The organism is Streptomyces cellostaticus (assembly GCF_023630175.1).
Classification (GTDB): Bacteria; Actinomycetota; Actinomycetes; order Streptomycetales; family Streptomycetaceae; genus Streptomyces; species Streptomyces cellostaticus_A.
The window spans coordinates 1-9121 of the sequence record NZ_JALLIN010000087.1 but is presented as its reverse complement, the minus strand read 5'-3'; the positions used below and the strand labels follow the sequence as shown (position 1 = coordinate 9121).

The 9121-nt window shown below is 72.9% G+C and carries 11 protein-coding genes, 1 tRNA gene and 1 pseudogene; 1 reads left to right on the top strand and 12 read right to left on the bottom strand.

All coding sequences use genetic code 11. The features are described from left to right. A partial coding sequence (locus MXD57_RS30785) for a haloalkane dehalogenase (RefSeq protein WP_308290974.1) occupies nucleotides 1–924 on the top strand: 924 nt, incomplete at its 5' end. Between the two features lie 287 nt (nucleotides 925–1211). Here the strand turns inward: MXD57_RS30785 and MXD57_RS30780 are convergent. The 12 genes and pseudogenes from MXD57_RS30780 to MXD57_RS30725 all read right to left on the bottom strand — a co-directional run. Further along, nucleotides 1212–1285: transfer RNA gene (locus MXD57_RS30780), tRNA-Pro, on the bottom strand. Between the two features lie 156 nt (nucleotides 1286–1441). Beyond that, nucleotides 1442–1801 carry an MmcQ/YjbR family DNA-binding protein gene (locus tag MXD57_RS30775; RefSeq protein ID WP_250405490.1) on the bottom strand — a complete coding sequence of 120 codons (360 nt, stop codon included), beginning with the start codon at nucleotides 1799–1801 and terminating at the stop codon, nucleotides 1442–1444. Between the two features lie 194 nt (nucleotides 1802–1995). Continuing rightward, a complete protein-coding gene (locus MXD57_RS30770) occupies nucleotides 1996–2526 on the bottom strand; it encodes a GNAT family N-acetyltransferase (RefSeq protein ID WP_250405488.1) in 531 nt (176 codons plus the stop codon). Further along, nucleotides 2523–3095: a helix-turn-helix domain-containing protein gene (locus MXD57_RS30765; protein WP_250405487.1), complete on the bottom strand. Its 573-nt coding sequence runs from the start codon at nucleotides 3093–3095 to the stop codon at nucleotides 2523–2525. The genes MXD57_RS30770 and MXD57_RS30765 overlap by 4 nt, the downstream gene beginning before the upstream one ends. 35 nt (nucleotides 3096–3130) lie before the next feature. Then, nucleotides 3131–4042, bottom strand: coding sequence for a LysR family transcriptional regulator (locus MXD57_RS30760; RefSeq protein ID WP_250405486.1), 912 nt, complete (start codon nucleotides 4040–4042; stop codon nucleotides 3131–3133). 31 nt (nucleotides 4043–4073) lie between these two features. Then, a complete protein-coding gene (locus MXD57_RS30755; protein ID WP_250405484.1) occupies nucleotides 4074–5273 on the bottom strand; it encodes a glycine C-acetyltransferase in 1200 nt (399 codons plus the stop codon). A gap of 94 nt (nucleotides 5274–5367) precedes the next feature. After that, nucleotides 5368–6396, bottom strand: a complete 1029-nt coding sequence (gene tdh / locus MXD57_RS30750; RefSeq protein WP_250405483.1) for an L-threonine 3-dehydrogenase — start codon at nucleotides 6394–6396, stop codon at nucleotides 5368–5370. 201 nt (nucleotides 6397–6597) lie between these two features. Beyond that, entirely contained in the window at nucleotides 6598–7173 is a 576-nt protein-coding gene (locus MXD57_RS30745) for a GAF domain-containing protein (RefSeq protein ID WP_250405481.1), read from the bottom strand. Nucleotides 7174–7234: 61 nt separating this feature from the next. Next, the gene (locus MXD57_RS30740) at nucleotides 7235–7834 is read right to left on the bottom strand and encodes a GTP-binding protein (protein WP_250405479.1); all 600 of its coding nucleotides are present in this window, start codon (nucleotides 7832–7834) and stop codon (nucleotides 7235–7237) included. Continuing rightward, nucleotides 7812–8183, bottom strand: coding sequence for a DUF742 domain-containing protein (locus MXD57_RS30735; protein ID WP_250405478.1), 372 nt, complete (start codon nucleotides 8181–8183; stop codon nucleotides 7812–7814). The genes MXD57_RS30740 and MXD57_RS30735 overlap by 23 nt, the downstream gene beginning before the upstream one ends. Nucleotides 8184–8185: 2 nt before the next feature. After that, nucleotides 8186–8617 (bottom strand): roadblock/LC7 domain-containing protein, encoded by a 432-nt coding sequence (locus MXD57_RS30730; RefSeq protein WP_250405476.1) that lies wholly within the window; start codon nucleotides 8615–8617, stop codon nucleotides 8186–8188. Between the two features lie 92 nt (nucleotides 8618–8709). Further along, a pseudogene (locus MXD57_RS30725) lies at nucleotides 8710–9121 on the bottom strand (ATP-binding protein); the annotation flags it as partial.

Here is a 9121-nt window from a genome sequence, read left to right as displayed (position 1 = left end):
AGTCGCCCCATGAGAATCCTGCGTACGCCTGATGAACGCTTCGACGGCCTACCGGACTACCCCTTCGCCCCCTCCTACACCGAAGTGGCGGCGGGCGACGGCGCCGAGTCGCTGCGGGTGCACTATGTCGACGACGGCGACGGCTCCTCGGGCGAGACCGTGCTGCTCCTTCACGGGGAGCCGTCCTGGTCCTACCTCTACCGGCACATGATCCCGGTTCTCTCCGCAGCGGGCCACCGATGCGTCGCTCCCGACCTCATCGGCTTCGGCAGGTCGGACAAGCCGGCCCCGCGCTCGGAATACACCTACCAGCGTCACGTGGACTGGATGCGCGAAGCCCTGTTCGACCGCCTGGACCTGCGCGGCATCACTCTCGTGTGCCAGGACTGGGGCGGGCTCATCGGCCTGCGTCTGGTGGCGGAGTCGCCCGACCGCTTCGCTCGGGTCGTCGTCGCCAACACCTTCCTTCCCACCGGAGACCGCGAGCCCGGGGACGCCTTCCTCGCATGGCGCGAATTCAGCCAGAACACCGCCGAGTTCCGTGTGGGCGACATCGTCAACGGCGGATGCACGACCGATCTCGCGCCCGAGACCGTCGCCGCGTACGACGCCCCGTTCCCCGACGAGACGTTCAAGGAGGGCGCGCGGCAGTTCCCGCTGCTCGTACCCGTGTCCCCGGACGATCCTGCCGCCGAACCGAACCGCCGGGCCTGGCAGACCCTTCAGGGCTTCACCCCTCCCTTCCTCTGCTCGTTCAGTGACCAGGATCCGATCAGCCACGGCGCCGATCGCGTCTTTCGAAAGCTCGTTCCCGGCTGCCAGGGCCAGGAACACGCCGTGGTCAAGGGCGGAGGGCACTTCCTCCAGGAGGACCGGGGCGCCGAATTCGCAGAGATCGTGAACCGGTTCATCGCCACCACCTGATACCGCGCGGTGTCCTCCCCACCCTGGCCTGGCCGCGATCAGTGACGGTCTCGGACCGTCCGGCAGTCGTGCCCAGGCCCGGCCGGGGGGGGCGCAACACGGCGTGCGCCACTACGCCGGTGACCGCGCCCTGACCCGCTCCCCCGGTCGGGGGCGAGAAGTCGTCGCGGGTGCGGCGGCGTCGCCCACTGCGCAGTCGCGGTGCCCGGCTGCACTGGTCCCCGAGAACGATCAAGGGCCGGGTTCGGATGTCTCCGAACCCGGCCCTGACCTGCGACTGTCTCCAGTCGGGACGACAGGATTTGAACCTGCGACCCCTTGACCCCCAGTCAAGTGCGCTACCAAGCTGCGCCACGTCCCGGTGCCGTTTGACCTGGGGTTTCCCCGGTCGAAACGCGCAGGGAAACCATACCGCACTCGGGTCGGTGGTCGCGCATCCGTTATCGGTGACCAGGGACCGCGCGCCTCGGCGGAGCGAGTGCCCGGACCCCCGCCGAGCCACCGGCAGGGGCCGCGCTCAGGGGGCGCCGGGCGCACCCAGCCCGGGATGGGACTCCAGGAGCCGGGGCGGCGCGGCCTGGCGCCAGGAGTCGGTGAGGATGTCACGCAGCTCCGCCTCGTCGTCCAGTGCGGCGAGCCGCGCCCTGACCCAGGCGAACTGCGCCTCGTGGCCGGCGATCCAGAACTTCTCCGGTTCGGCCAGCACCAGTTCGTCGCGCTCCTCCTTCGGGCAGCGCACGGCGATGGAGGTCTCGTCCTCGGGGAGGGTCGCGAACATCTTCCCCGCCACCCGGAACGTGGGCATGCTCCAGGCGGTCTTCTCCGTGGTGTCCGGCAGGGACAGGGCGATACGGCGTACGTCTTCGGCATCCGGCATGCCACGCACGCTAGTGCTGCGACCGGAAAGGTTCACCGGCTCGCGGCGCCCGGCACGGCACCGCGCCGCGTCGTCGCATCACCCGAGCACGTCCGGTACGCGGACGACGCTCCGCCTTGCGCCGCACCGCACCGGACGCCGCGAGCCTTCCGGCAAACCCTTCCGGTCACAGCACTAGCCCCCGCCACCGACAGTCACCCGGCGGGCGGACCGACCCGCTTGTAGTAGAGCGTGGTCGGGCGCAGTTCGCCGGACGGGCTCACCGCGTAGTCGGGGATGGTGCCGGCCGGGGTCCAGCCGGCCGAGCAATACAGGTGCTCGGCGGGGCTGCCGGTCTCGGTGTCGAGGTGGAGCAGGGTGAGGCCGGCGGACACGGCCGCGTGCTCGGCGGTGGCGAGGAGCCTGCGGCCGAGGCCCTGTCCGCGCGCGGAGCGGTGCACCATGAGCTTGACGATCTCGGCGCGGTGGCGGCTGCTGGGCTTGTCCGGCAGCGCCAGGCCGACGGTACCCACCACCCGGTCGGCGCCGTCCACGGCCGCCCACACCGCCAGCCGTCCGGCCGCCACGGCGCCGGCCCGCTCCCGCCACCAGCCGGCAGCCTCGGCCGGCCGGAGCGGCGCGAGGAATCCGACCGAGGCTCCCCCATCCACGGTGTCGGCGAGCAGGCCGGCCAGTTCCTGGCACCGCTCGCGCATCCGGGCCTCGTTCCAGCGCAGCACCGTCATGGCCGCACCACCGCCAGCGCGTAGCGTGCCTCGCGGGGGCCGGGGCAGCGAAACCGCGTCGGGCCGAAGACCCGCATCCGCAGGCAGTCCCCGGTCCCGAGGGAGTGGGTCACGTCCTCGACGCTCACCACCATCGTGCCGTCGAGGACCCACAGGTGCTGTTCGAGGCCGGGCACCGGCGGCCGGTCGTACGCGATGTCGGCGCCCGGGGCGAGCCGGCCCTCCACCAGTTCGCCGCGCAGCCCGCCGTGCGGCGGGGAGACGGACCGCCGTGCGAAGCCGGCGGCGGGGTCCTGCCACAGCTGCTGGTCGGCCGCCCGGACCACCGGGGCCGGCTCCGCCTCGACCTCGCTGAGGAGCTGGGACATGGTGCGTCCGTAGACGTGGCAGAGGCGGTTGAGCAGGGAGGCGGTGGCACTGATCTCGGCACGCTCGGCCCGGGAGAGGGTGGACCTGCTCACCCCGCTGCGTTCGGCCAGCTCGCCCAGGGACCAGCCGTGCCCGGCGCGGAGTTCCGCCAGCCGGGCACCGATCCGGGCGTCGACGGGGTCGGGGGCTTCGGTTCTCATATCCGGGACGCTATCCCGGATATGAGACGGCCGGGTTACGGAAGGCTCACACCCGCGGCCCGCCCCAGGGCTTCCAGCACCGGCCGGATCAGCGGGTGTCCCTCGGCGCCCCGGCGGACCGCCGCGAAGACCCGGCGGGTGGGGGCCACACCGTCGACCGGCCGGACCACGACGCCGGCGAGGTCCATGCCGCGCAGGGCGGACCGGGGCACGAGGGCCACACCCGCGTCGGCCGCGGCGAGGGCCACCACGGCGCGGAAGTCGTCGGAGGAGTGTTCCAGCCGGGGCTGGAAGCCGGCGCTCTCACAGGCCAGGACGACCACTTCGTGGCAGGGATTGCCGGGGTACGGGCCGATCCACGGGTCCTTGGCCAGTTCGGCGAGCGGGACCTCGTCGGCGTCGGCCAGCCGATGGCCCACGGGGACGACGGCGTCGAAGGGCTCGGCGTACAGCGCCACGTGGGTCAGCCGGGGGTCGTCGGCGGCCGGGGCGCCCCGGTACTCCACGGCGACGGCGACATCCACCTGCCGGTCCAGCACCATCGGCAGGCTGGCGTCGCCCTCGGCGTCCTGGACCCGGATCCGTATGCCGGGCGCCGAGCAGCCCAGCCGGGCCACGGCGGGCGCCACCACTTCGGCGATGCCGGTGGCGAAGGCCGCCACGGTGACCGTGCCGGCCTCCCCCGAGCCGTAGGCGGCCAGCTCGGCCTCGGCCCGCTCGAGCTGGGCGAGGACGGCGTTCGTGTGGCTGAGCAGGATCTCGCCGGCCGGTGTGAGCCGCACCCCCTTGGCGCCCCGCTCGACCAGCCGGTGGCCGGTCTCCTGTTCCAGCGCGGTGAGTTGCTGGGACACGGCGGAGGGGGTGAGGTAGAGCGCGGCGGCCGCCGCCGTCACCGTGCGGTGGTCGGCCACCGCACGGAGGATGTGGAGCCGCCGCGCTTCGATCATGGGGTCCATTATCGCCCCATGTACGCGCCGGTCAGACCGCCAGCTCGGCGCGGGCGGCGACGAACGCCGCGACCGCCCGGTCCACGTCCTCGGTCGAGTGCGCGGCGGAGAGCTGGACGCGGATGCGGGCCTGGCCCTGCGGGACGACCGGGTACGAGAAGCCGATCACGTACACGCCCCGCTCCAGCAGCAGTTCGGCCATTCGGGCGGCCTCGGCCGCGTCACCGATCATGACGGGCGCGATGGCGTGGTCGCCGGGGAGGATGTCGAAGCCCTCCTCGGTCATCCGGCGGCGGAACAGGGCGGTGTTCTCGGCGAGCCGGACGCGCAGGTCGTCGGCGGACTCCAGCAGGTCGAGGACCTTGAGGGAGGAGGCGGCGATCACCGGCGCGAGGGTGTTGGAGAACAGGTAGGGGCGCGAGCGCTGGCGCAACAGGGCGACGATCTCGGCGCGGGCGGCGACATAGCCGCCGGAGGCGCCGCCGAGGGCCTTGCCGAGGGTGCCGGTGATGATGTCCACACGGTCCATCACGCCGTGCAGTTCCGGCGTGCCGCGGCCGGTGGGGCCGACGAAGCCGACGGCGTGGGAGTCGTCGACCATGACCATCGCGTCGTGGCGGTCGGCGAGGTCGCAGATCTCCGCGAGGGGCGCGAGGTAGCCGTCCATGGAGAAGACGCCGTCGGTGACGATGAGCTTGCGCCGGGCGCCGCCCTCGGTCGCCTCCTTCAGCCGTGCCTCCAGGTCCGCGAGGTCGCGGTTGGCGTAGCGGAAGCGGCGGGCCTTGGACAGGCGGATGCCGTCGATGATCGAGGCGTGGTTGAGGGCGTCGGAGATCACCGCGTCCTGCTCGCCGAGCAGGGTCTCGAAGACACCGCCGTTGGCGTCGAAGCAGGAGGAGTACAGGATGGTGTCCTCCTGGCCCAGGAAGGCCGAGAGGCGGGCCTCCAGCTCCTTGTGCACCTCCTGGGTGCCGCAGATGAAGCGGACCGAGGCCATGCCGTAGCCCCAGCGGTCGAGCGCCTCGTGGGCGGCGGCGACCACCTCGGGGTGGTCGGCGAGGCCGAGGTAGTTGTTGGCGCAGAAGTTGAGGACCTCGCCGGGGCGGCCGCCGGCGCTGACGTTGACGGTCGCGGACTGCGGGGTGTCGATGACCCGCTCGGGCTTGTGCAGACCGGCGGCACGGATCTCGTCGAGGGTGGCACGCAGGTCGTCGCGAACCGAGTTGAACATGAGGGACTCCATCAGGTGCGGGGGCGAGTGGGCCGAGGGGGCGCGCCGGTCTCCCGGCAGCGGCGGCGCGCCGGGAGGCGGACCGGGCCGGGGGTCAGGCGGTCCAGTCGAGGATGACCTTGCCGCCGGTGCCGGAGGCCGCGTCGGCGAAGGCCGCCTCGAAGTCGCGGTAGCCGTAGCGGCCGGTGATCACGGGGGCGAGGTCCAGGCCGCCCTCCAGCAGGACCGACATCGCGTACCAGGTCTCGAACATCTCACGGCCGTAGATGCCCTTGATGGTGATCATCGAGGTGACGACGCGGGCCCAGTCGACGGGGAAGTCCTCGGCGGGCAGGCCGAGCATGGCGATCCGGCCGCCGTGCGTCATGTTGGCGATCATGTCCCGCACGGCCTCGGGGCGGCCGGACATCTCCAGGCCGATGTCGAAGCCCTCCCGCAGCCCGAGTTCCCGCTGCCCGTCCGCGATGGTGGTCGCGCCGACGTTCAGGGCGAGGCTCACGCCGATCTTGCGGGCCAGTTCCAGGCGCTCCTCGCTGACGTCGGTGATGACGACGTTGCGGGCGCCGGCGTGCCGGGCCACCGCGGCGGCCATCAGGCCGATCGGGCCGGCGCCGGTGATCAGGACGTCCTCGCCGACCAGCGGGAACGACAGCGCGGTGTGCACGGCGTTGCCGAACGGGTCGAAGATCGCGGCGACGTCGAGGTCGACGGGGACGCGGTGCACCCAGACGTTGGACGCGGGCAGCGCGACGTACTCGGCGAAGGCGCCGTCCCGGCCGACGCCGAGGCCGACGGTGGCCCGGCACAGGTGGCGCCGCCCGGCGAGGCAGTTGCGGCACTTGCCGCACACCAGGTGGCCCTCGCCGCTGACCCGGTCGCCGACCCGGATGTCGCTGACGTCGCGGCCGGTCTCCACGACCTGCCCGACGAACTCGTGCCCCAGCACGAGCGGCGTACGGATCGCCTGCTGCGCCCAGCCGTCCCAGGCCCGGATGTGCAGGTCGGTGCCGCAGATACCGGTCCGCATGACCTTGATCAGCACATCACCGGGACCGATGGCGGGCTCCGGTACGTCCGTGAGCCAGAGCCCGGGCTCCGCCTTCTCCTTGACCAGCGCCTTCAACGCAACGGCTCCTGTGGGTGAGGCCCGGCCCGCGGGCACGCCGAAGGGGCCCGCACCGGGTCAGAGGGGTGGAATCACCCTGCAATCTGCCGTACGCGCGCGCCGGGGTCCATCGATCTTTTCTTAACCGCCGCCTCAGCTTTCCTTCACGCACCGGAGGGCACGGCCTCCGCCGCGCACCCCGATCCGGCGGGCTGCCGCTCAGAGGGGCAGCCCGTCCCGCGCCGATCCCTCCATGTGCGCGGCGAGTTCGGCGGCCAGTGTCTTGATCGTCTCCAGCCCGGTCCTGCCCCAGGGGCGCGGTGCGACGTCGGCGGCGCACACGGTGCCGAGCGCCATGCCGGAGCTGTCGAGGAGCGGGGCTCCGAGGTAGGAGCGGATGCCGTACTCGTCGACCACCGGGTTGCCCGCGAAGCGCGGGTAGTCGCGGACGTCATCCAGGACCAGGGCCTTGCGCCGGACCACCACATGGGGGCAGAAGCCGTGGTCGCGCGGCAGTACGCGGCCGACCGCGGGCCTGCTGCCGTCGTCCCGGACCACCGGAGCGGGCACCGGGGCGCGCAGGCCGGCGAAGAACTGGCGGTCCGCGCCGACGAAGTTGACCATGGCGTACGGCGCGCCGGTGAGCCGGGCGAGATGGTCCGCGAAGGCGTCGAGGGCGGGTTCGGGCCGCTCCCCGAGTCCCAGCCCGCGGAGTCTGGAGGTACGGGCGGGGGCCTCGGTGTCCTCGGGGGTGAGCAGCAGACCCCGGACCGGACGGGGCGGCTCGTAGCTCATGACCGGTCTCCGGCGCTGTGGACGTGCCTCATATGGCGGCTCCGTGGGCGGTATGGCTGGATCACATGTGGGCGCCGTGGCTCGGCGCGGGTGCCGGGGCGTGGGCGATGAGGTGGCGCACGAGGGTGAGCAGGGTCTGCACACCCGAGCTGGAGATGCGGGCGTCGCAGGGGACGACGGGGATGCCGGGATCCAGGTCGAGGGCGGCGCGCACCTCCTGCGGGTCGTAGCGGTAGCCGCCGTCGAACTCGTTGACGGCGACGATGAACGCGAGGCCGCGCTCCTCGAAGAAGTCCACCGCGGCGAAGCACTCCTGCAGGCGCCGGGTGTCGGCGAGGATGACCGCGCCGAGCGCCCCTTCCGACAGCTCGTCCCACATGAACCAGAACCGCTCCTGCCCCGGTGTGCCGAACAGGTAGAGCACATGCCGCGGATCGAGGGTGATCCGGCCGAAGTCCATGGCGACCGTCGTCTCGACCTTGTTCTCGATGCCGTCGAGGTTGTCGGTGGCGGCGCTGACGGTGGTGAGCAGTTCCTCGGTGCTGAGCGGGGCGATCTCGCTGACCGCTCCCACGAAGGTCGTCTTGCCGACCCCGAACCCGCCCGCCACCAGGATCTTGAGCGCGGTGGGGAACGGGTCAGAGCTGTCGTCGTAGTCCATCGAGCACTGCCTCCAGCAGGGAGCGGTCAGTGGGTGTGTGGTGGAAGACGGGAGGCTTGGTGGTCAGCGCCCCGCAGTCGACGAGGTCGGAGAGCAGCACCTTGGTGACCACCGCGGGCAGTTTCAGGTGCGCGGCGACCTCGGCGACCGGGACGGGCGCGCGGCACACCTCGAGCGCCTGGGCGTGCTCGGGGCCGAGGTAGCCGAGCGGGGTGACGCCGGTGGACATCACCTGCGACATCAGGTCGAGGGCGATGCTGGGCTCGGTGCGGCCGTTGCTGACCGTGAACGGGCGCACCAGCCGTCCGGCGGCGTCGTCGAGCCAGGGCCCGTCGCCGGCTGCGGCCACCCTCAAGGCCTCGTCGCCGTGGGTTCGGCGGCGTGGCGGGGCGCGGTCACCAGGTAGGGACGCACGCTCTTGACCAGCATCGCCATCTCGTAGCCCAGCACGGCGGCGTCGGCCTCGCGACCCGCCAGCACGGCGAGGCAGGTGCCGGATCCGGCCGTGGCGACGAACAGCAGCGTCGAGTCGAGTTCGACGACGACCTGCCGGACCTCGCCGCCGTCGCCGAACCGGATGCCCGCGCTGCGGCCGAGGGAGTACAGGCCGGAGGCCAGGGCCGCCATGTGGTCGGCACTGTCGGGATCGAGGCCGTGCACGGACCTCACCAGTCCGTCGCAGGACAGGAGCACCGCGCTGGAGGTGTGCGGTACGCGCTGCACGAGGCCGCTCAGCAGCCAGTCGAGGTCGGTTGCCTGGGCGGTCGGCGCATGGCTCGCCATGGTGGATCGACTCCTTGGGGTACGAGGACCAGCGGCAGCGCTGGAGGTGCTGGGGATGGGGCGGGCGGGGCCCGTGGTGCTGGGGACGCGGGTCATCCGGCCGGTGCGCTCCCGTCGGGGTGGCCGGTGCCGTCGGCCGCGGGCGAGTACGCGTGCTGCCGGACCACGGGCCGCGGATCCGTCTGCCCGGGCTCCTGCGTCTCGGCGAGTCCGATGCCGCGCCGGAAGGCGGCCATCAGCCCGGGGTCGTGGCCCGCGACGGCGTCGGCGTCCTGACGCGGGGCGGGACCCCCGCGCAGCTGCGGGACGATGTGCTCCTGGGCGCGACGGCGGGGCAGCCGGGGCTTGCCCATCGTGCCGCGTACGGCGCCGCCGCCGCGTGGGACGGGCAGGACACCCGCGTGGGACTCGACCACCGCCCGGTGCCCGGCGCCGATGCCCGGTGCGGCCTCGGCCGGGTTGGCCCGCTTGTCGCGCGCGGCCCGCACGGGGAGCGGCGCCGGT

Coding starts and splice junctions, on each gene's coding strand:
- MXD57_RS30775 (WP_250405490.1), bottom strand. CDS start 1,801: ATGCCGGATGCCGAAGACGTACGCCGTATCGCCCTGTCCCTGCCGGAC.
- MXD57_RS30770 (WP_250405488.1), bottom strand. CDS start 2,526: ATGACGGTGCTGCGCTGGAACGAGGCCCGGATGCGCGAGCGGTGCCAG.
- MXD57_RS30765 (WP_250405487.1), bottom strand. CDS start 3,095: ATGAGAACCGAAGCCCCCGACCCCGTCGACGCCCGGATCGGTGCCCGG.
- MXD57_RS30760 (WP_250405486.1), bottom strand. CDS start 4,042: ATGATCGAAGCGCGGCGGCTCCACATCCTCCGTGCGGTGGCCGACCAC.
- MXD57_RS30755 (WP_250405484.1), bottom strand. CDS start 5,273: ATGTTCAACTCGGTTCGCGACGACCTGCGTGCCACCCTCGACGAGATC.
- MXD57_RS30745 (WP_250405481.1), bottom strand. CDS start 7,173: ATGAGCTACGAGCCGCCCCGTCCGGTCCGGGGTCTGCTGCTCACCCCC.
- MXD57_RS30740 (WP_250405479.1), bottom strand. CDS start 7,834: ATGGACTACGACGACAGCTCTGACCCGTTCCCCACCGCGCTCAAGATC.
- MXD57_RS30730 (WP_250405476.1), bottom strand. CDS start 8,617: ATGGCGAGCCATGCGCCGACCGCCCAGGCAACCGACCTCGACTGGCTG.